The sequence below is a fragment of the Listeria rocourtiae subsp. hofi genome, assembly GCF_963575615.1.
GTDB lineage: Bacteria > Bacillota > Bacilli > Lactobacillales > Listeriaceae > Listeria_A > Listeria_A hofi.
In genome coordinates this window covers 99,577-121,238 of record NZ_CAUYTL010000001.1, presented here as the reverse complement: position 1 = coordinate 121,238, position 21,662 = coordinate 99,577, and the positions used below count along the sequence as shown (strand labels likewise).

22 protein-coding genes are annotated in these 21,662 nt (G+C 40.1%); 19 read left to right on the top strand and 3 right to left on the bottom strand.

The genetic code is table 11. The annotated features are described in order from the left end of the window. Positions 1 to 10: 10 nt before the first annotated feature. From R8925_RS00610 to R8925_RS00545, 14 genes are all read left to right on the top strand, one after another. Positions 11 to 724, top strand: coding sequence for a demethylmenaquinone methyltransferase (locus tag R8925_RS00610; RefSeq protein ID WP_430534003.1), 714 nt, complete (start codon positions 11 to 13; stop codon positions 722 to 724). Between the two features lie 9 nt (positions 725 to 733). Continuing rightward, entirely contained in the window at positions 734 to 1,699 is a 966-nt protein-coding gene (gene hepT, locus R8925_RS00605; protein WP_430534002.1) for a heptaprenyl diphosphate synthase component II, read from the top strand. Positions 1,700 to 1,710: 11 nt separating this feature from the next. Further along, entirely contained in the window at positions 1,711 to 2,154 is a 444-nt protein-coding gene (gene ndk / locus R8925_RS00600) for a nucleoside-diphosphate kinase (RefSeq protein WP_430534001.1), read from the top strand. Positions 2,155 to 2,372: 218 nt separating this feature from the next. Continuing rightward, positions 2,373 to 3,539, top strand: a complete 1,167-nt coding sequence (gene aroC / locus R8925_RS00595; RefSeq protein ID WP_430534000.1) for a chorismate synthase — start codon at positions 2,373 to 2,375, stop codon at positions 3,537 to 3,539. 3 nt (positions 3,540 to 3,542) lie between these two features. Continuing rightward, complete coding sequence (gene aroB, locus R8925_RS00590) at positions 3,543 to 4,634, top strand: 3-dehydroquinate synthase (protein ID WP_430533999.1); 1,092 nt, start codon at positions 3,543 to 3,545, stop codon at positions 4,632 to 4,634. After that, entirely contained in the window at positions 4,631 to 4,996 is a 366-nt protein-coding gene (aroH, locus tag R8925_RS00585) for a chorismate mutase (RefSeq protein WP_430533998.1), read from the top strand. The genes aroB and aroH overlap by 4 nt, the downstream gene beginning before the upstream one ends. Positions 4,997 to 5,008: 12 nt before the next feature. Continuing rightward, a complete protein-coding gene (hisC, locus tag R8925_RS00580; RefSeq protein WP_430533997.1) occupies positions 5,009 to 6,094 on the top strand; it encodes a histidinol-phosphate transaminase in 1,086 nt (361 codons plus the stop codon). Between the two features lie 13 nt (positions 6,095 to 6,107). Continuing rightward, on the top strand, positions 6,108 to 7,208 hold the full coding sequence (locus R8925_RS00575) for a prephenate dehydrogenase (protein WP_430534139.1): 1,101 nt from the start codon (positions 6,108 to 6,110) through the stop codon (positions 7,206 to 7,208). A gap of 10 nt (positions 7,209 to 7,218) precedes the next feature. Then, on the top strand, positions 7,219 to 8,493 hold the full coding sequence (aroA, locus tag R8925_RS00570; protein WP_430533996.1) for a 3-phosphoshikimate 1-carboxyvinyltransferase: 1,275 nt from the start codon (positions 7,219 to 7,221) through the stop codon (positions 8,491 to 8,493). 306 nt (positions 8,494 to 8,799) lie between these two features. Further along, positions 8,800 to 10,050, top strand: a complete 1,251-nt coding sequence (locus tag R8925_RS00565; protein WP_430534138.1) for a tetratricopeptide repeat protein — start codon at positions 8,800 to 8,802, stop codon at positions 10,048 to 10,050. Between the two features lie 30 nt (positions 10,051 to 10,080). Then, a complete protein-coding gene (locus R8925_RS00560; protein ID WP_430533995.1) occupies positions 10,081 to 10,614 on the top strand; it encodes a ReoY family proteolytic degradation factor in 534 nt (177 codons plus the stop codon). 99 nt (positions 10,615 to 10,713) lie between these two features. Beyond that, a complete protein-coding gene (lhaT, locus tag R8925_RS00555) occupies positions 10,714 to 11,310 on the top strand; it encodes a lipoprotein heptaprenylglyceryl N-acetyltransferase LhaT (protein ID WP_430533994.1) in 597 nt (198 codons plus the stop codon). Positions 11,311 to 11,382: 72 nt separating this feature from the next. Beyond that, on the top strand, positions 11,383 to 12,066 hold the full coding sequence (locus R8925_RS00550) for a zinc metallopeptidase (RefSeq protein WP_430533993.1): 684 nt from the start codon (positions 11,383 to 11,385) through the stop codon (positions 12,064 to 12,066). Positions 12,067 to 12,121: 55 nt separating this feature from the next. Further along, the gene (locus R8925_RS00545) at positions 12,122 to 13,378 is read left to right on the top strand and encodes a BaiN/RdsA family NAD(P)/FAD-dependent oxidoreductase (protein ID WP_430533992.1); all 1,257 of its coding nucleotides are present in this window, start codon (positions 12,122 to 12,124) and stop codon (positions 13,376 to 13,378) included. Positions 13,379 to 13,700: 322 nt separating this feature from the next. Here the strand turns inward: R8925_RS00545 and R8925_RS00540 are convergent, their stop codons facing one another. Continuing rightward, positions 13,701 to 14,750 carry an AraC family transcriptional regulator gene (locus tag R8925_RS00540; protein ID WP_430533991.1) on the bottom strand — a complete coding sequence of 350 codons (1,050 nt, stop codon included), beginning with the start codon at positions 14,748 to 14,750 and terminating at the stop codon, positions 13,701 to 13,703. 231 nt (positions 14,751 to 14,981) lie between these two features. Between R8925_RS00540 and R8925_RS00535 the strand changes: the two genes are divergently transcribed. The 5 genes from R8925_RS00535 to R8925_RS00515 are packed head-to-tail and all read left to right on the top strand — an operon-like array spanning position 14,982 to position 20,176. Next, positions 14,982 to 17,612: an alpha-L-rhamnosidase-related protein gene (locus tag R8925_RS00535; RefSeq protein WP_430533990.1), complete on the top strand. Its 2,631-nt coding sequence runs from the start codon at positions 14,982 to 14,984 to the stop codon at positions 17,610 to 17,612. Positions 17,613 to 17,656: 44 nt separating this feature from the next. After that, positions 17,657 to 18,091, top strand: a complete 435-nt coding sequence (locus R8925_RS00530) for a PTS sugar transporter subunit IIA (RefSeq protein ID WP_430533989.1) — start codon at positions 17,657 to 17,659, stop codon at positions 18,089 to 18,091. Position 18,092: 1 nt separating this feature from the next. Next, positions 18,093 to 18,575, top strand: coding sequence for a PTS sugar transporter subunit IIB (locus tag R8925_RS00525; protein ID WP_430533988.1), 483 nt, complete (start codon positions 18,093 to 18,095; stop codon positions 18,573 to 18,575). Positions 18,576 to 18,578: 3 nt separating this feature from the next. Further along, positions 18,579 to 19,355: a PTS mannose/fructose/sorbose/N-acetylgalactosamine transporter subunit IIC gene (locus R8925_RS00520; protein ID WP_430533987.1), complete on the top strand. Its 777-nt coding sequence runs from the start codon at positions 18,579 to 18,581 to the stop codon at positions 19,353 to 19,355. Further along, a complete protein-coding gene (locus R8925_RS00515) occupies positions 19,355 to 20,176 on the top strand; it encodes a PTS system mannose/fructose/sorbose family transporter subunit IID (protein WP_430533986.1) in 822 nt (273 codons plus the stop codon). Before R8925_RS00520 ends, R8925_RS00515 begins: the two co-directional genes overlap by 1 nt. A 56-nt stretch (positions 20,177 to 20,232) precedes the next feature. Here R8925_RS00515 and R8925_RS00510 read toward each other — a convergent pair whose 3' ends face one another. Together R8925_RS00510 and R8925_RS00505 are read right to left on the bottom strand one after the other, a co-directional pair. Next, on the bottom strand, positions 20,233 to 20,673 hold the full coding sequence (locus R8925_RS00510) for a DUF1801 domain-containing protein (protein ID WP_430533985.1): 441 nt from the start codon (positions 20,671 to 20,673) through the stop codon (positions 20,233 to 20,235). After that, the gene (locus tag R8925_RS00505; protein WP_430533984.1) at positions 20,670 to 21,662 is read right to left on the bottom strand and encodes a serine hydrolase domain-containing protein; all 993 of its coding nucleotides are present in this window, start codon (positions 21,660 to 21,662) and stop codon (positions 20,670 to 20,672) included. Before R8925_RS00505 ends, R8925_RS00510 begins: the two co-directional genes overlap by 4 nt.

The following is a 21,662-nucleotide window of genomic DNA, read 5'->3' as shown; positions in this document are numbered from 1 at the left end:
AAATGATGATATGGTAGAAACGAAGGAAGAGAAAGTGCATAATGTGTTTGAAAAAATTTCTCCTAGCTATGATCGAATGAATAGTTTGATTAGTTTTCAATTGCACGCGAGATGGCGTCAAAAAACGATGGAATTTATGCGTGTGAAATCTGGTTCTTCAGCACTTGATGTTTGCTGTGGTACAGCGGATTGGACGCTGGCGATGGCTGATGCTGTAGGTGTGGAAGGTTCGGTTATTGGACTGGACTTCAGTGAGAATATGCTAGCGGTTGGTCAAGAGAAAGTGGTGGCATCTCCGTATTCTAATATTACCTTGATGCATGGGAACGCGATGGAATTGCCGTTTGCAGATAATTCATTTGATTATGTAACGATTGGCTTTGGACTTCGCAATGTGCCTGATTATATGACCGTCTTACATGAAATGTATCGCGTGTTGAAACCAGGTGGCTTGTTGACGTGCCTTGATACATCGACGCCAACGATTCCTGGCTATAATAAGCTGTTTTTCTTCTATTTCCGTCACATGATGCCTTTGATGGGGAAACTATTTGCCAAAAGTTATGATGAATACGCATGGTTAGAAGAGTCTACACGAAATTTCCCAGGTATGAAAAAATTAGCAAACATGTTTCAAGATGCTGGGTTTGATCATGTTCGTTACGTTCCTCATAGTGGTGGAGCGAGCGCAACACATTTTGGGTACAAAAAGAAAGAGCAATAGGTGGGGCAGATGAAACTTAATTTTCTATATTCTAATATTCAAGCGGATGTTGCGGCTATTGAAGAAGAACTGCGCGTAGCCGTTGCATCTGAACAGGCCCCTTTAATTGAGGAGGCTGCTTTACAACTTCTAAACGCTGGAGGAAAGCGGATTAGACCGATTTTCGTATGTCTCACAGCGCGACTTGGCCAGTTTGAATGGAGCCAGGTGGAGCAGGCGGCCGTGGCAGTAGAGTTAATACATATGGCATCCATTGTGCATGATGATGTAGTGGATGATGCGGATGTGAGGCGTGGTCGACCAACAATCAAGGCGAAGTGGGGAAATCACGTTGCGATGTATACCGGTGATTTTTTGTTCGCAAAATCGCTAGAGTATATGACTAAAATTTCAAATATAGAGGCACATCAAGTCCTTTCAAATGTAACAGTGGAACTTGCTGTTGGTGAGATTGAGCAATTACGTGCAAAATATAATTTTAATCAAAATGTGCGGACATATTTGCGTCGAATTAAACGTAAGACTGCTCTTTTGATTGCAGCAAGTTGCCAGCTTGGCGGGATTGTGGCACAGTTAGAGCCAAAATGGCATAGGAAGCTGTTCTTGTTCGGCTATTACGTCGGGATGTCGTTCCAAATTACAGATGATATTCTTGATTTTACTGGAACAGAGAAATCGCTTGGTAAGCCGGCTGGTGAGGATTTACGGCAAGGGAATATCACGCTACCTGTTTTTTTCGCGATGGAGGATCAGGATTTTGTCGCAAAATTGCGTGAAATTACGGAAGATACGACGAAGGATGAGATGCGAGACTTTATTGAGGAAATTAAAGCATCGGGGGCAATTAAAAAATCAGAGGCCATTGCTGAAAATTATTTGCAGAAGGCGATTGCTATTTTGGCAGAGTTTCCGCCTTCGAAAGAATTGAAACCGTTGAAGCAAATTGTGCAATTTTTAGATAAGAGAAAGTATTAGGGGGTATAGAGATGGAGAGAACGTATTTGATGGTAAAACCGGATGGTGTCCAGCGTGGCTTGATTGGTGAAGTGGTAGTGCGCTTGGAGAAAAAAGGTCTCAAGTTGGTCGGCGCAAAGTTAATGTGCATAGATGAGGATTTGGCGAAGAAACATTATGCGGAACATGTCGGTAAGCCTTTCTTTCCAGATCTTTTAAGCTTCATTACTTCGGGGCCAGTTTTTGCGATGGTTTGGGAGGGCGATGAAGCAGTTGCGATTGCTCGATTGATGATGGGAACAACGAATCCACTTGAGGCTCACCAAGGGACTATTCGTGGAGACTTTGCAGTACATATGAATCGAAATGTGATTCATGGTTCAGACTCAGTAGAAAGTGCCATGCGTGAGATTGGGTTATTTTTTGAAGCAAATGAGTTGCTTTCGTATGATAAAGCAATCGATGTATGGTTATAGAAATCAAGCGGAGGCGTTTGTATTTGGAGTGTGGTGTGAAGACCGGAATACCGGAAGTTCGCAAAGCTTCTGAGTGCGAGCGCTTCTCCTATGTCTAATTAGCTGTTTACGTAGAAGGCAAATTATGATATGATAACACACATACACTTTAAAGCGCTAAAATAATAATTGCTTATTTTTGAAATAAAGGAATATAAAATAGAGAGGAAGTAGAGAAAATGAGATATTTAACAGCGGGTGAATCGCACGGACCTGGTCTTACAACGATTATTGAGGGGTTGCCAGCAGGTATGCCTCTTTTGGCAGAAGATATTAATAAGGACTTAACTAGACGTCAAGGTGGGCATGGACGTGGGGCGCGGATGCGAATTGAGACGGATCGTGCGCAAATTTCAGCAGGCGTTCGTCATGGAAAAACGTTAGGATCTCCTGTCGCCATTTTTGTAGAGAATAAAGATTGGAAAAAATGGGAAACTGTGATGAGTATTGAACCGGTACCAGCGGAAAGAGAAGCGTCACGTAAAGTTTCTCGACCACGTCCAGGACATGCGGATTTGGTTGGTGGAATGAAGTATGGTCATCGAGATATGCGCAATGTGTTAGAGCGATCTTCGGCACGTGAGACAACGGTACGTGTTGCAGCAGGCGCGATTGCGCGGAAATTATTGCGTGAGCTAGGTATTGAAGTGGCTGGGCATGTGCTAGAAATCGGTGGAGTGCGTGCTGAGTTGACGCGTGATTATTCGATTAAGGAGATTCAAGAGATTTCAGAGGCTTCTTCTGTGCGTTGTTTAGATACGGCGAAAGAGGAAGAAATGAAGCAAAAAATCGATGAAGCGAAGAAAAATGGCGATACGATTGGTGGCATTGTGGAAGTTGTCGTTGGCGGGGTTCCTGCTGGACTTGGTAGTTATGTGCAATGGGATCATAAATTGGACGCGAAAATCGCACAGGCTATCGTGAGTATTAATGCGTTTAAAGGCGCAGAATTTGGTGTTGGCTTTGAAGCTGCGCGTAAACCAGGAAGCGAGGTCATGGATGAGATTTTATGGTCTGAGGAAGATGGTTATACGAGACGCACGAATAATCTTGGCGGTTTTGAAGGCGGGATGACGAATGGTATGCCGATTGTAGTTCGCGGTGTCATGAAGCCAATTCCAACGCTTTACAAACCACTACAAAGTGTGGACATTGATTCGAAAGAAGTATTTAACGCAAGTGTGGAGCGTTCGGATAGTTGTGCGGTTCCTGCAGCTAGCGTTGTCGCGGAAGCTGTTGTGGCATGGGAAGTAGCACAAGCGATTTTGGAGAAATTTGATAGTGATCGTTTTGATGTACTACGGGCGCATGTGGAAGAGCACCGCGCGATGACAAGGGAGTTTTAAAAAATGGCAGAAATCAGGGTGACGACAAAGGATAAGGTGTACTCGGTCTATATTAGTCAGAATGCGCTACGTGAGCAGGCAGAGAACTTGGTTACCGAACTGAGCCGTTTTTCGCACGTATTTGTGATGACGGATGCGAACGTTGCCGAAGCTCATATGGCAAAAATAAACGACTTGCTCGCTCCGCTTGAAAAAGTTACTTATTATGTGACGCCTGCTGGTGAGCGAGCGAAGACGTTTGCTGTGTACGAGGATGCAATGACAAAGGCGATTGAAATCGGATTAGATCGCAAATCAGTCTTACTTGCTTTTGGCGGTGGCGTGATTGGTGATTTAGGTGGATTTGTTGCAGCAACTTATATGCGGGGCATTGCATTTTATCAAATTCCGACGACAGTTTTGGCGCATGATAGTGCAGTAGGTGGAAAAGTAGCGATTAATCATCCGCTAGGTAAGAATATGGTTGGGAATTTTTATCAACCAGAGGCAGTGATTTATGATACATCTTTACTCGAGACGCTTTCGGAACGGGAGATGCGATCTGGCTTTGCGGAATTGGTGAAGCATGCGTTGATTCAAGATCCGGCGTTGTTGGCGGAATTGATGGTAACATACAAAACATCAACTGATCTGTATGCTGTGGATTTGACGAAATATTTGGCACGAGGCATCGAGATTAAGGCCGAAATTGTGTCACAGGATGAGACGGAGCAAGGGATTCGCGCGTATTTGAACTTTGGTCATACGATGGGGCATGCAATTGAGGCTTACGGTGAATTTGGCAAATGGCTTCACGGAGAATCAATTATGTTCGGAATGGTTTATGCGCTGGAGATGAGTGAGCAGGTACTTGGTCTTTCTTTTGATAAAGAGTCATTACTTACATGGCTTACGGGACTGGGGTATGATGTGCGGATGCCTGCTGATCTTGATTTTGCCGTATTGTTAGAAAATATGAAACATGATAAGAAAACGACATTCAATGAGATAACAATGATATTGCTTGAGGAAATTGGCATGCCGAAAATTCAAAAAGTATCGGATGCTGTGATTGAAGAAACATTCAGACGTGTGGGTCAGGAGGAACAGGAATGATCAGAGGTATTAGAGGGGCAACTACGGTGGTGGAGAATACGCCGGAAGCTATTTATGAGGCGACGGTTGCATTATTCCAAGCTATCGTGACAGAGAATAATTTGAAACCAGATGTGATTTCATCTGTTTTGACATCTGTAACGAGCGATTTAAATGCGGCGTTCCCCGCAAAACCGATTCGTGAGTTGGCTGGCTTTCAGTTTGTGCCTGTGATGGGTGTGATGGAAATTCCGGTAAAAGGGGCGCTAGCGATGTGCATCCGTTTGATGGTTAATGCAGAGGTTGGTGAAGTTGCACAAAAAGATATGGTGCACGTATATCTAGAAGGCGCGAAGGTTTTACGGCCAGATTTGGCGCAGTAGGAGGAAATCGGAATGAAATGGAAAACGACGTTAAATGGCTTGCACTCTTACAAACCAGGAAAGCGTGAAGAACAAGTGATGGCTGAGCTTGGTTTGACGGAAATTACGAAATTGTCTTCAAATGAAAATCCGCATGGCGTTTCTGAAAAAGTTACGGATTATTTGAAAAATGTGGATGTGAACGTTGAAATCTATCCGGATGGTTGGGCATCCGACTTACGGACGCAGCTTGCTATATATCATGGGGTAAAAGAAGAAGAACTTGTTTTCACAAGCGGCGTTGATGAATTAATTGCACTTTTATCACGAACGTTATTATCTCCTAATACGAGTACAGTCATGGCAACACCAACATTTCCGCAATATCGTCAAAATGCGTGTATCGAGGGAGCGGAAGTTCGTGAAATCGCGCTAACGAAAAATGGCGACCATAACTTGCCGGAAATGCTTGCAGCGATTGATGAGACAACGAGCATTGTTTGGCTTTGTAATCCGAATAATCCGACAGGCAATTACATAGCGCTGGATGAGATTATTCACTTTTTACGCCAAGTGCCAAAGGATGTTTTAGTTGTGCTTGATGAGGCGTATATAGAGTACGTAGAGCCACAACCAGAAACACATACGGCTCTGATTTATGAATTTTCGAATCTTATTATTACGCGAACGTTTAGTAAAATTTACGGTTTAGCTAGCTCTCGTGTTGGCTACGGGATTGCAAATGCCAAGATTATTGGGCAAATTAATATTGTGAGGCCACCATTTAATACTACAACAATGGGGCAAAAATTAGCTCAAATCGCGTTGACGGACCAAGATTTTATTGCGCAATGTCGTGCGAAAAATGCGGCCGGTCGCAAACAATATGAGCTTTTTGCAGCACAAAATGAAATGGTTTTTGTCTACCCTTCACAAGGTAATTTTGTGTTAGTGGATATCGGGCAACCTGCAGAGGATGTATTCCGTTATTTAGAAAAGAATGGCTACATTGTGCGCTCTGGTTCTGCACTTGGCTTCCCAACAGCGGTCCGGATAACGGTTGGTACAGAGTCGGAAAATGCAGCAGTTATCAAGTTGTTGCAACACTTAGTAAAGTAAGGGGTTTTGGATGATGAAAGGAACAGTCGTTATCGTCGGTCTTGGTCTGATTGGCGGATCTATCGCACTTTGTATTCGTGCGCGACATCCACAGGCTCGTATTATCGGTGTCGATATTTCAGAACAAACGATTTTAGCAGGAGATTCACTTGGTATTATCGATGAGGGGACGACGAATTTAGCGGATGTAATTGCTGATGCAGACCTGCTCATTTTTTGTTGTCCAGTACAGCAAACAGAGCAATTTTTAGCAGCGTTGCCAGGGCTTCCGTTGAAAGATAATTTACTCATAACAGATACAGGAAGTACAAAAATGCGAGTGATGAAGCATGCAGTGGCGGTTCAGGAAGCGGGATACACGTTTATTGGGGGTCATCCGATGGCGGGGTCTCATAAAAGTGGTGTGACGGCTGCTAAATCGTTGCTATTCGAAAATGCTTACTATTTGTTGACGCCAAGTGAAGGTGAAGACCCGAAACATATAGCGCTTTTGCGAGAATGGCTAGAAGGAACGAACGCGAAATTTTTAGAATTATCGGCGATGGAGCATGATAATATAACCGGGATGCTGAGTCATTTACCACATATTGTAGCGGCAGCACTTGTTAACCAGACGCGTGATTTCACACAAGAACATCCAGCTGCATTTCGCTTAGCGGCAGGCGGTTTTCGTGATATTACACGGATTGCTTCTTCTGATCCAACAATGTGGACGGATATTTCGCTTTCTAACAAGGATACGTTACGCAAGTTGCTCGGAAACTGGCGAGATGGTATGAATGAAGCAATTGCTATGCTAGAAAAAGAAGATAGTGATGGGATTTATCAATTTTTTGATATGGCGAAGGAATTTCGTGATTCGCTACCAGTCCATCAAGAAGGTGCGATTCCGTCTTTTTACGATTTGTTTGTTGATGTACCTGATTATCCGGGTGTTATTTCTGAGGTCACTGGTTTTCTAGCGCAAGAAGAAATTAGTTTGATTAATATTAAAATCTTAGAAACACGAGAAGACATCATGGGGATTTTACAGATTACATTCCAAAATGAAAAAGATCGAGAACGTGCGAAGCGCTGTATCGAGAAATATAGCCATTATCAATGTCATTTTTAGGAGGATAACGATGCAGTTAATGACGAATAAGCAAGGGTTAAATGGGACCATTCGAGTTCCTGGTGATAAGTCGATTTCTCATAGAAGTATTATGTTTGGTGCTTTAGCAAAGGGAACGACAACGGTGACGAATTTCCTTATGGGTGAAGATTGCTTAAGTACGATTGGCGCATTTCGAGCTCTAGGTATCACAATTGATGTATCACCTGACAAAATAGTGGTGCACGGTAAAGGCTGGGATGGTCTGCAAAAGCCGACTGGAATTCTTGATGTTGGTAATTCGGGAACAACGATTCGTCTGATGTTGGGAATTTTGGCTGGCCGGTCGTTTGATACGATGATTGAAGGGGATGCATCGATTGCGAAGCGTCCAATGGGCCGTGTGATGGAACCGCTTCGTGAAATGGGCGCTACTTTTGAAGCAAAAGAAGATAATTTTGCTCCAGTAAAAGTTATTGGAACGAACTTGCGACCGGTGGAATATACGTTACCTGTTGCTAGCGCTCAAGTGAAAAGTGCGATTATATTTGCTGCACTACAAGCAAAGGGCGAAACAACAATTATCGAAAAAGAAAAAACGCGGGATCATACAGAGCAGATGATTCGTCAGTTTGGCGGTGAGGTTACCGTGGATGACCTTGTGATTCGTGTTTCAGGTAACCAACAATTCCAGGGGCAAGCGGTGGTTGTTCCAGGCGATATTTCCTCCGCAGCATTTTTTATTGTTGCTGGCTTAATCGTTCCTAACAGTAAAATTCGCTTAGAAAATGTTGGCATTAACCCAACGAGAACAGGAATAATCGATGTTGTGAAAGCGATGGGCGGTAAAATTATCGTGGAAAAAACAAGTGCTGCTGGGGATGAGCCTGCTGGAACTATCACTGTTGAGACGAGCGAACTAAAAGGCATTGAAATAGGTGGCGATATTATTCCACGCCTTATTGATGAACTACCTGTTATTGCTCTCTTAGCCTCTCAAGCAACTGGGAAAACAACCATTAAAGATGCGGAAGAATTGAAAGTGAAAGAAACGAATCGTATCGATGCAGTTGTTACAGAACTTTCAAAAATGGGTGTAGCAATTGTTGGAACAGAGGATGGTATGATTATCGAAGGACAGCAAACGTTGCATGGTGCTACAGTGAAATCATACGGTGATCATCGTATGGGAATGACTTTGCAAATTGCAGCATTACTTGCAGATTCTGACGTAATTTTGGAAAATGCTGATGCTATCAATGTGTCTTATCCAAATTTCTTTGAAGACGTGGCTTCTTTATATTAATTTGAAAAACTAAAATGCTGTACACGTAGTAGAAACGTGCGCAACATTTTATTTTTTTTGTATGCACTATTTAATATAACAAGATCTAATTTGTGCATGCCACAATGGTAATGCGTGTAATGGGTGGAAATTCAGGATATCGCACAGATTGGATGAGTAGGATATAGTTAAGTAGAAAAAGCTGTTTGATTCGATGGTAGAAGGCAACATAATTATAGTATCAAAAAAAAAAGACTGTTTGACTTGTTTTGACCTTTCCGTTATAATAAGCCTACGAAACTAGGAATAGATGTGAGGAGATAAATGATGAAATTTGCAGAGCAGATGTTAGCGGCCTTAGAGCAGGAAAACTTACCTGAGGCGCAGAAATATTTTAAGCAAACCTTACAGGATGGGACGGATGAAGAACAATACTTTCTGGCAGAGCAATTAATGCAATTAGGTTTTTTGGAGGAAGCGGAAGATTTGTATGAACTTTTGCTTGCGAAGTACAAGGATGAGGGAGAATTACTGGTTCGCGCAGCAGAGGTTGCAATTGAAAAGGATGATATTGAGGGTGCTATGGCGTATTTAGAACAGGTTAATGCGCAAGATGAGGCGTATCCGGAGAGCTTACTGGTATTGGCTGATTTATATCAGATGCAAGGTCTTTTCGAAGTGACAGAGGCGAAGTTACAACAGGCGAAAAGTTTATTGCCAAATGAGGCAGTGATTGATTTTGCGCTAGGTGAGTTTTACTTGTCAACGGCTAAGTTCGCATCGGCGGTTCAGAGTTATCAGGCGGTTCTTGACGCTGGTGTGACAGAGATTGCTGGGAGTCAAATTTTTGAACGAATTGCGGAGAGCTTAGCGAGTAGTGGATCGTTTGAAGAAGCGATTCGTTACTATGAGATGGCGATTGCGGAACAAGAAGATGTGAATACGTTATTTGGGCTTGGATTGACGAGTTTTCAGGCGAAAGATTATACAAAGGCAATTTCGTCTTTGGAGCGTTTAAAGGAGCATGATCCAGGATTTACAACACTTTATACGTACCTTGCAAAGAGTTATGAAGAAAACGGCGAGCAAGAGAAGGCGCTAGAAGCTTTAGTAGATGGCTTGAAACAAGATGAATTCAATAAGGAACTGTTTTTAGAAGCTGGAAAATTAGCTTGGAAAAATGATCGGGTTGCAGATGCGGAACACTATTTCCGTCAGGCAATTGCGCTTGATCCAGAGTTTATTGAGGCGATTTTAGAAGTGAACAAAATTTTGCTTAAGAAGGATGATTATGAGGGGATTGTGGAACTCGTGGAGTCGTTGGAAAGTGAAATTGTCACGGAACCGCAAATTTTTTGGGACGTAAGTGTTGCATATCAGGAGCTAGATATCTATAATAAAGCAAAAGAAAGCTATGAATTGGCGTATCCTCATTTTAGTGAGAACCCAACATTCTTAAAAGAGTTTGGCTTATTTTTACGTGAAGATGGTGATATTGCTAAGTCAGAGGAAGTATTGGCAAAGTATTTGAGGTTTGAGCCTGGTGATGAGGAAATTTTAAGTTTGTTAGGTTATTAATCCCCATTTTAATGGGAAGGAGTGAGTGAAATGAAAGCATCAATTAGCATTGAAGACAAGAAGGAATTTGTTAGATGGTTATTAAATAAGCACCAGATGAAAATTAGAGAATCTATGTGGATTCTAAATTATATAGCGGGTCATGATCAAATTATGAAATATGTTCACTTCGTTGATAATGCAGAAGGGTGCCCTCGTGGACTGGTACTCACTGCTCTCGGGGTGGATGATGAGCCGTTTCGTTTCTTTAAAGGAAATATTGTAACAACAGATCCAGAGAAGGCATTCCATGATATTCGCTTAAACTGGGATGAGGATATTTATATTCAATTACATTTTCCAGAGAGTTTGACATCGCCACGTTATGCTTTTGTGCGCGAGGATAACCCATTTGAAGAGCTACTTATTTCAGATAAGGAGAAGGAAATTGCATCGCAGTTTTTGGACACAGTTGTGGAACATTTTTCAAAAGAGAAATTGTTGCTAGAAATCGATGCAGCACTTGATGCGCATGATGAAGAGCGGTTTCAAAGTTTGATGGAACAATTTAAGCAGTATAATTGAATCGTATAGCACCTGTCCTTTCCATATGTGGCAGGTGCTTTTATTTAAGTTTCGTAACTTTTCTGGTATTATAGGAGGGAGCGTTTTAGATGGGGGTGTGTGATGTATCGTTACTTAGCGAACAAGTCGTTTTTGCGATTATTGTTCCTTGTTAATTTATTGGGGGCTGTATATGGATACATTTGGTACATTCCTCAATTGAAAATTACCGAACCGCGGTTTTGGATTTTTGTACCGGATAGTCCGACAGCAATTTTGTTTTTTGTATTTGTATTGATGGCTTGGCTAGCAAAGAAACATTGGCCATTAATGGAGGCATTGGCATTTGTTTGTTTAGTGAAATATGGATTATGGGCAGTTGGAATGAATATTGCTTACATGATAAATCTGGGTTATTTAGATATGATGAGCTTAATGCTGTTGACGTCGCATGGTTTGATGGCAATTCAGGGGCTTGTTTACGCTCCGTTTTATCGCATTAAGTTTGAGCATTTTGCGATTGCGGCGATTTGGGTCTTACATAATGATGTCATTGACTATTTATTTGGCCAGATGCCCATTTATGGAGGGTTAGATGTTTATTTGACAACGATCGGTTATTGTACATTTTGGCTGACGATTTTTGTTCTATGGACTGTTTATGAAAAAACGCTGAAAAAGAATGCTTTTAAATTAGAATTTCCTCATGAAGGCTAAAAAGTGTTGAGGTTTGGCGCTTTCTCCTATATAATTAATAGTAATACGCAGTAGTTAGGATGGGGATATAGAATGAGTATTCAAATGTATATTATTTATTTTTTGATTGTAGCGCTAATACCATTATGGGCGCAATACCGTGTGAAAAGTACGTATTCACATTATTCAAAAGTTGCGATTCGCACAGGGTTGACGGGTGCGCAAGTGGCACGCCAAATTTTGGATGCGAACGGTTTGTCTCATGTTCCGGTTCAAGAAACAGGTGGTGTATTGAGCGATCACTACGATCCTCGTAAAAAAGCAGTTTTCTTATCATCAGCGAATTTCAATGGTCGTTCAATTGCGGGAACGGCGGTAGCGGCACATGAAGTTGGACATGCAATTCAAGATGCACAGAACTATTCCTTCATGCGTTTTCGTTCAGCGCTTGTTCCGATTACAATGTTTAGTTCGAATGCCTCATGGGTGTTCTTAATTATTGGGATGTTGGCAACATTGCCGAATATGATGTTAATTGGAATTGTTTTAATGGCAATCGGCGTCTTGTTCCAATTGATTACTTTGCCAGTTGAGTTCGATGCTTCTAAACGCGCACTTGTGCAGATTAATCAGCTCGGTCTTGTTGAGCCAGATGAATTACCGCAAGCGCGTAAAGTGCTAAGTGCAGCCGCAATGACATACGTTGCAGCAATGGCAGTAGCCGTTTTAGAGCTTTTGAGATTGGTTTTAATTTTTACAGGTATGAATCGAAATTAGTGTAACAAAAGACGCTCTGGGATGGGCGTTTTTTGTTGGGGAGAAGGGGTTTATAATGGATTTTGATGTCATTGTTATCGGTGGCGGGCCTTCTGGACTTATGGCAGCCATCGCAGCAGCAGAGAAGAATAAGCGAGTATTGCTCGTTGAAAAAGGCCCAAAATTGGGTAGAAAACTGATTTTATCTGGTGGCGGTCGTTGCAATGTGACGAATCGTAAGCCAGCAGATGAAATTATTAAGAATATACCGGGAAATGGTCGTTTTATGTATAGCCCGTTTTCGGAGTTCAATAATGAAGATATCATTGCCTTTTTTGAAAAACTAGGCGTTGCATTAAAAGAGGAGGATCATGGACGGATGTTTCCCGTAACGGACAGCGCGCGCTCTGTTGCAGATGCGATGATTTCGAGGCTCGATAAGCTACATGTGAAGATTTACATGAAAACACCGGTAAAGCGCGTGAACTATCAAGATGGGCAAGTTGCTGGGGTTACACTGATGGATGGACAGGAAATTGGCGCGTCAGCTGTTATCATAGCTGTTGGTGGGAAATCAGTACCACGAACTGGTTCAACCGGAGATGGCTACGCGTGGGCAAAAGAGGCAGGGCACACCATTACGGAATTATATCCGACAGAGGTGCCAATTACTTCGCGTGAATCATTCATCAGAAGTAGGGTATTACAAGGGATTTCTTTACGTGACGTGGCGCTTTCTGTATTGAATCCAAAAGGAAAACCGATTATCACGCACCAAATGGATATGATATTTACACATTTCGGTGTATCAGGACCAGCAGCACTTCGATGTAGTCAATTTGTGATCCAAGGATTAAAAAAATTCGCCGTTCCGGAATTGACCATGATGATTGACTTTTTTCCTGATGTAGCAAAGGGAGCGTTGGAACATGAAGTAATGGGATTTGTGAAGGATAATCCTAAAAAGGCTGTGAAAAATGCGCTGAAATCAATCATGCAAGAACGAATGCTAGTATTTTTATTGGAACGTGCGGAAATTGATATCGATGCGGATTGTATCTCAGTGGCACAGAAAAAATGGCAGGCATTTATCGAAGCATTGAAGAAATTTACATTCCAAGTGAATGGGACACTAGATTTTGAGAAGGCCTTTGTGACAGGTGGTGGCGTTTCTGTGAAGGAAATTATGCCCAAAGAGATGCAATCGAAGCTAATGCCAGGCTTATTTTTCTGCGGCGAAATACTAGATATTAACGGATACACGGGTGGTTATAATATTACGTGTGCGCTTGTGACAGGGCGTTTGGCTGGAAATAATGCAGCATTGCGCTAATTTTGAAGAGGTAGGTATAAAACACTTTTTCACATGAAAAAAGCAAGATATCACACATTCTTTTTTCGAGTAGGGTGTGAATCTTGCTTTGCAAAAAACGAGCGGGAGTATTTGTTTCGTATCTTGTTGTGCACGCTTATATTGAGACTGTAACGAATCTTATTTTGAACAGCCACTGATGGGTTATATGCTCGCTCTGCTCTCATGCATATTGGTGCTGTAACTCATTTTATTCGAACAGCCCAACAGTGCGAGCGGCTTGTCGCCGATTTATTTGGATTATGAGCTAGCTCTTTCTTTTTTGTAGACTTAATAGTGAAAATCATTCTTCCACTACTTTCCGATAGCTATTTCGATATTTTTTTGGGGTACAGTGGAATGTTGCGGTGAATTTTTTATAAAAAAAGGTAAGGTTCCGATAGCCAATTTGCTGACAAATTTCCTCGATAGAATAAGTTGAATTTTTAAGTAACGCACAAGCGTGGTTGAGTCGTATATCTTGAATCATTTTCATGAAGGTGGTACCTGTCTGCTTTTTGAGATAACGACTTAGATAGCTAGCATTGAAATTGAAGTGAGCTGCGACATCTGCTAGCGAACATGTTGCATAATTTTTCTCGATATATTGAAGAATATCGCCAATATACTGCTGATTAGTACTACGGCATTCTAATGATTTTTTTTGTGTATAGGACTTTAATAACTCAGAAAAAATGATAATCATGTAAGCATCGATAGCGTCTGGTGAGTAAGATACTGGGTCCAAATAATATACTAATAAACCATTCATTGCATCTTGTATTATTTCGCTATCTTCGGTGGTAAAAATAATGTATTGGTCATGGCTATGGGTTTCAGAAATAGATCGGACTGCAAATTCTGAAATAATATTATTAGAGGCCAGACGATTTAACATATTTGATGAAAAGTACTCTTTTTTCATCAAAATATTCACTAAAATATCAGAATCAGAAGTATTGGAGATTCGATGTACAACATCCGTGTCCAAAATACATAAGTCCCCTTTTTCTAATATAAGCGTAGTGCCGTCAATAGTGATATGGGCTTGGCCGTTATACACATAGTTAATTTCAATAAAGTCATGAGAATGCAAAGGCGTGTATGCATAGCGATTATGCTTAAAGACCAAGAGTGGAGAAGTACGTAGATGTGTTGATATGTGCGTGTTGGAATCAATAGCCTTTTGTAGATGCTTTTCAAATGTATATTTGAAAATACTGTCCCCTGATGGATTCGTATATACCTCAAAATCAGAATACTCATCCGCTGATTCCAATGTTTGATTATTTTTGTACAGTTTTTCTCGCTCTGTTAGTTGGTGCAGATAATTATTTATTTCGCTTTTTTTCATAATAAAATCCTTCCTGGGTAAAAAACGGTTAGTCAATTTGTCGTAAAATGATATTATAAAATGTGATGGATTTTGCTACAATAAATTTGTTAGCGTTATCATTACTTTAACTACTCCATCTGAAAATGTCAATGGTAGGCTGCATCATTTGTTATTAATCGATTTTATTTCTCTAGAAAAAGCAGTGGTAAAGATGAGCTTAAAATATAGCAGACAGTAAGGGGTGTACATTTGAAAAAAATAAATAAAGTAAAAATAAATGGTTTGAACGCACCACTCGCAATTGACATCTGTAAAGAAATTGTAATTGATTGGAGTAAGGAGAATATTTGTCAAATGCATTATCAATTAGAAGTGAAGCATAATGGGAAGTGTATTTATCACGAAAAAAAACAAGAGGAGGGTAAAAAAAGAACAATGATTACTCTCCCAGCTTCGTTATTGCATGCGGATAGAGAGCGGTTCACTGTTGTCTTATTTATAGAAGATGGAACTGGCCAAGTAATCGAATTAGAAAAAGAATTCTATTCAATCAACCCAAGAATCAAAGCGGCTAGTTGGATTACTCGCTTAGATAATCCAATCAAAAAAGAGTATGAATATTTTAAAGAAGAGCGAACGATTATTCTAGAGCGCTTGTTTCGGATAGAAAAAAAGCCACAAACTGCTTTTATTGATCTTTCAGGATTAGGTTATTATACGTTAAAAATCAATGGAAGACGTATACACGATACCTATCTTACGAGCGATGTGACAAATTATGATAATGCAGTTTATTATGATACTTTTGACATTAGTCAGAGTCTTGTGCAAGGTGAAAACATAATTCAAGTGGAGTTGGGAAATGGTTGGTATAATCCAGCACCTCTTCATATTTTAGGGAAGTACAATGTTCGGAAGCATTTGGCGATTGGGAAACCTTGTCTTCTAGCTCAGGTGACAATAAACTACGAAGGCAATACAAAAGAAATAATAAACACAGACTCAAACTGGCAAGCGAAATTTGGTCAGTTCTTAGCCAATGATGTCTACATAGGGGAGACGTATATAGACACTGCGGAGAAAGGAGAAGCACAAACGGTTATCATTCATGGCCCGAGCGGTCAATTACTGCCTAGTAAAATACCTAAAGTAAGACGAAAGAAAGCATTTAGACCGAAGCTAGTGAAGCAGCAGGGGAATGAACAAATCTATGATGTAACTGAGCTGATTTCGGGGCAAATTGCTATGGATATTAGCCCATCGTTTCTAGGTGCGCTAAAGGTGAGCTTTGCTGAAACAATAGATGCTGCGCAAGATTTAGATTTCACTACAAGTATTAGCGGAATTTACGGGATAGATGACGGGGCGAAATCAGTAAATCATGATGATCCAATTATTCAAGTAGATTGCATTTATAAAACGAAAAATGAAATACTTCACTTTGAAAACGAATATACCTACCACTCTTTCCGCTATTTAAAAATAGAAGTAGAGGACTGTGCAGTATTTCCAGATCAGTTAATTAGTAATCTAGTGGCTTATAAAGTGCATACAGACCTAGAGGAAGTAGCAACGTTCACATCCTCCAATCAGGACTTAAATGAGTTATGGCAAGCTGGAATTAATACCAAATTAAACAATATACATTCTTACTTTGAAGACTGCTCACGGGAAAGGTTTGGATATGGTGGAGATATCGTAGCTTTGCTGGATTCACAATTAGTTTCATTTGATGTACAGAATTTATTGGAAAAAGTTTTTATTGATTTTGCGAATAATCAGACTGTACATGGAGGCATTACTCAAACAGCACCTTATGTTGGAATAATGACTCACGGGCCTTCGAATGGTGCAGGATCCATCGGTTGGCAATTAGTTTTTCCAAAAATAGCACACGTGTTACTTACTAGGTTTCAATCGTTCTCCTTTGTTAAATCGTATCAAAACAATCTAGAAAAACATATTGATTACTTACTAAGCTTTGAATATGACTATATTAAATATTGTTGCCTAGGTGATTGGGGCTCAAGTGATACAGTTATTATAGATGGTAAAGTACACACTCCAGATCAGCTTTTCTGTACAGCCGCCATGTACGCGATTATTTTACAAGCGTATCGTTCTTTATTTGAGAAGTTGAACCCAAACAATATTCGCATGGAGCGATTGCATCATACTATAGCAACTGTTAAAAATAAGATTGTGGAAGAGTTTTATCATGAAGCTGGATTTTTTGCTTCTGGCACGCAATCAAGTTATATTTTTGCGCTATATGGCGGATTGGTTGATGAAAATAAAGAACTGGTGGAGCGTAATTTATTAGCTCTTCTTGAAGAAAAAAAGTGGATGTTAACGATGGGAATTTTCGGGATGTCATGGGCTTATGAAATTTTACCCGAATTAGGACAAAACAGGAATATTTTTAAATGGTTAACGCTTGATTCTACAGAAAGTTATCAGGGGATGTTAGAAAGTGGGAATCGGGTTCTTAGTGAATATTTCCCTGCAACCCCTACTACTGCTGTTCAAGAAAAATCATCTATCAATCATGCAATGTTTTCTTCGTTTAGCACATGGTTCATTAAAGATTTAGTTGGTCTGAAATTAAGTGGAGATCATAGCTTATTAACAATTCAGCCTTTTTTTGCAAAAGGATTACACGATATTAGCGGACAAATCGCGTCGCACTATGGAATAATCAGTTTGATGTGGGAACAACAGTCTCCAGGTTTGTATATCGCTAAGGTTAATATTCCATTAGGTATTGACTACGTAGTAAAAGAAAATAAAGAAAAAATGATTGTGGCACAAGAAAGAAAGCTTTTAGATGGGATTTATGAATTGGTAATTAGCTATCAGATTGTGGGGAGCGATGGTTAATCGAATCGTAAACATTTACTTATAATAACAGAGGAGGACGCGAAATGAAAGAAGAGATAGCTTTAATTTTAGCTAGTCATGGGGATTTTGCTAAAGAGGCACTAAGTAGTTTAGAAATGATTGTAGGAAAACTAAACAATGTGAATACTTTATCTTTGCACCCTGGTGAGGACTTGCCAGATTTTACACAAAGAATGGATGAGGCCTATAAAAAATTAAATCATGAGAATGGTACGATTATCGTGTGTGATATTTATGGAGGGACACCGAGTAATGCTGCTATGGGCATGTTAATCAAATATCCAGAAGCAAAAATTACTGCTTACTCTGGTTTAAATTTACCCATTTTATTAGAATTATCTGCATCTAGAAAACAAGATTATGTAGAAATCAAAAAAATTATAGAAGAAACAGCTAAGCTAAGTTGGACAGAGTTAAAAAATAATAAAAAAAATACAGTAATGGAAGGTGGCCTCTAAGGTGGGGATTGAATTAGTGAGAATTGATGATCGCTTGATTCACGGACAAGTAGTTACAACATGGGTGAAGCAAAAAGAAATTGAGCAAATATTAATCATTAACGATAAAATAGCGAATGATGAGGTCCAAAAGTCAGTCTTTGATATGATGGCACCGCAAGATGTAAATGTTCGGACTTTTGGAGTGGAAGAGTTTATCCAAATAACAAAGAAAACTCAGATAAAGAGGAAAACATTACTATTATTGACAAATCCAAAAGATGTATTAGCGCTGAAAGTAGGTGAGGTTTCTTTTTCCAAACTAAATTTAGGTGGGATGAAATATACTCCTGAACGAAAGCAATACACCAAATCAATCTCATTAACCGAAGAAGATAAAGTAGCTTTAAAAAAATTATCAGAGTTACAGGTTGATGTATCTGTTCAAATGATTCCAGCAGATAAACCAATCTTACTTGCTGAGTTGTTAGGGAAGGAGGAATAATAGATGCTTTTTGAATGTATCTTATTAGCGCTATGGGCTGGAATTTGTACCGTTGATGAAAGAACTTTTTGGTTTGGTACTCCAAAAGCGCTCATAGCAGGATCGGTAGCAGGTATCATCATGGGTGATATAACAACTGGCTTAATTATTAGTGGTACATTACAGATGATGTGGCTAGCCAATTCAGCTATTGGGGCCTACATACCACCAAATGAAGCGACTGGATCCATTATTGGTGTCGCGATTGCAATTATGTCTGGTGGCGGCTTGGCGACAGGACTAGCAGTTGCTATTCCAACAGCACTATTGTGTCAACAAATCATCATGCTGACTAACACATTAAATATTATTTGGATTCATCGGGCGGATAAGGCTGTAGCAACAGGAGATTTCGATAAAGTAGCCCGCTATAATTTATTAGGTATTCCTTTAAGCTTTGTTGCAGGAGCTATTCCGGTATTTGTCGCTTCTTATTTCGGTGGCCCAGCAGTCGAATCAGCTTTAAAATTTATTCCAGAGCAAGTTTTTGATGGCTTAACCGTTGCAGCGGGCATCATTCCAGCAGTAGGTATGGGAATGTTACTCATGATGATGATGGGGAAAAACATGTGGATATTTTTACTTTTAGGGTTTGTATTTGCAGCATATCTTGGTTTAGGAACAATTCCTATTTCCATAATAGGTATTTGTTTTGCTGTAATATATGATTTAATTATTAATAAAAACGAAGAGAAAAACGAGACAGTGAATTCAACGATAGATGAGGAGTATGATCTTTAATGAGTGAGGTAAATGAACAAAGAATCACGAAATCCGATTTGAATAAAGCGTTTATCCGATCTAATTTTTTGATGGCTTCGAGTAATTTTGAACGGATGCAGGCTCTAGGTGCGTATTACTCGGTAGTCCCAGCATTAAAAAGAATATATGCAGATCGCCCAAAGGAAGAACGAGTAGAAGCAATCAGAAGACACTTGGAATTTTTTAATACAAATCCGTATGTGTATGGGCCGATTTTAGGGATAACGATGGCAATGGAAGAGCAGACAACCGAAGTCGAAAAAGAACCTGTAATTTCTGTTAGAACAGGTTTAATGGGACCACTTGCTGGTCTTGGAGATAGTTTACTAGCCATGACAGTAGTTCCTATCTACATGAGTATTGGTGCTGGCTTAGCGATTGAAGGCAATCCTTTTGGTCCAATTCTTTTCTTTATCTTATTTAGTGCAACCATATGGCCAATAAAATATAAAGGTTTGTTTTTAGGCTATAATAAGGGATCAGCATTATTGACGGGGGATAATAGTAGTAATATTTTAAGAAGGATTTCAACGATGGGGAATGTTGTCGGAATGATGGTCGTAGGGTCGCTAATTGTTTCTACGGTTAAAATAACGACTCCAATTGAATATTCTGTTGGAAAATCTACGTTTAAACTGCAAGAGATGATTGATGGTATTATGCCAAATTTCTTTCCGTTATTAGTGACCGTACTAATCTACGTATTATTAAAAAGAAAAAGTGCTAAGAATGCAGTTGCGATTATACTAGCAATTATGGTAATTGGAATGATACTTTCCATGTTAGGAATTTTAGGATAGTTATTTTATGAAGAAAGAGGCCTAGATTGTGACGACTCATCACGCTAGGCCTCTTTTTATCTTTTCAATGTTGCTTCATATTGCTTAATCCAGTCATCTACAGTGACTTTACTAGCTAGCTCGCCAAGAAGTTTGTATGGGATTTTCTTTGGGTTTGTGAAACGAATGCAACCTTTACCCATATTTAACTTGGTTGTCATATGAGTAGGATACTCCGCTTGGAACCACTCTAAAAGTGGGGCATTACCCTGTAGTCCCATGTGGTAGACAGAGATGTGCTGCTTTTGCGCTGCGATGGCGAAAAAGGGAAGAGATATATTAGGATCACAGTGGTAGCCATCTGGATAGCGTGACTTCGGAACGACATAGGACGGCATCCCATATTGTAATTCTTTTTCAAACCCTTCTGGAATATTTATATCAACTACATGCATTAACTGAGCAAAAGCTTCTTTTTTATCGGGAGCTATATCATCAAGATATTCTTCAATCGTCATATTTTCCCTCCTAAATCTTGCATAAATTGCGCTACGATTTGATCACGGCGTTCTAGAAAAATCGTATTATCCCGACTTGGATGAACGCGGTTTGTGAGGACAATTAATGCATTTTTGTGAAACAAATCGATAACCATAAAAGTACCAGTGAAACCAGTGTGGTAAATGGCAAAATGGTCGCCAGATGGGACTAAATCCCAACCAAGGCCGCGAGAACGATTCAGATTAGGTGTGTAATTTTTAGCAATACGGATGATGCTTTCTTCTGTAAGAATTGGTGCGCCATCATGAAGTAGTGCTTTTGTATAACGAATCAGATCCGGAAGATTACTGAATAAACCAGCATGGCCGGAAATGCCGTCCATTTGCCATGCCTTGAAATCGTGTACAATACCTGTAATTAGACCACGACTGGGGTGATCTTCGGTTGGGACGCAGGTATGTGGTGAATCGGGATGATAGCTTGTATTTTCCAAGCCGAGTGGCGTCAATATATTGCGTGTGACTTGGGTTTCTATGTCATCACCAAGCTGTTCGATGATGTAACCGAGCAACAAAAAATTAGCATCCGCATACGTGACATCTGTTCCAGCAGGAGTCATTTGCGGTGTTGCCATACAATATTGGTATACATCTTCTTTGGATTCAATTGTGTACGCCGGAATATTTTTTGCTAATCCCGAACTATGAGTTAGAAGGTGTAAAATAGTAACTTCCGAGTAGCGAAAATCTGGTAAGAAGCCCTGTACTTTATCGGATAGTTCCAGGTTTCCAGATTCTATTTGCTGCAAAATAAGCGTTGTTGTCGCAATTACTTTCGTTAAGGATGCAATATCATACACTGCATCAGGTTCTAAAATTACTTTTTCAGGGAGTAGTTGTTTCATCCCAATCACGTGTTGTTTCGTACGGTGAGGTGTGATAATGGCGTATGAGATTCCAGGCACAATGCCATCGCTGACTAGCTTTTTTAACATTGCATCTAACAT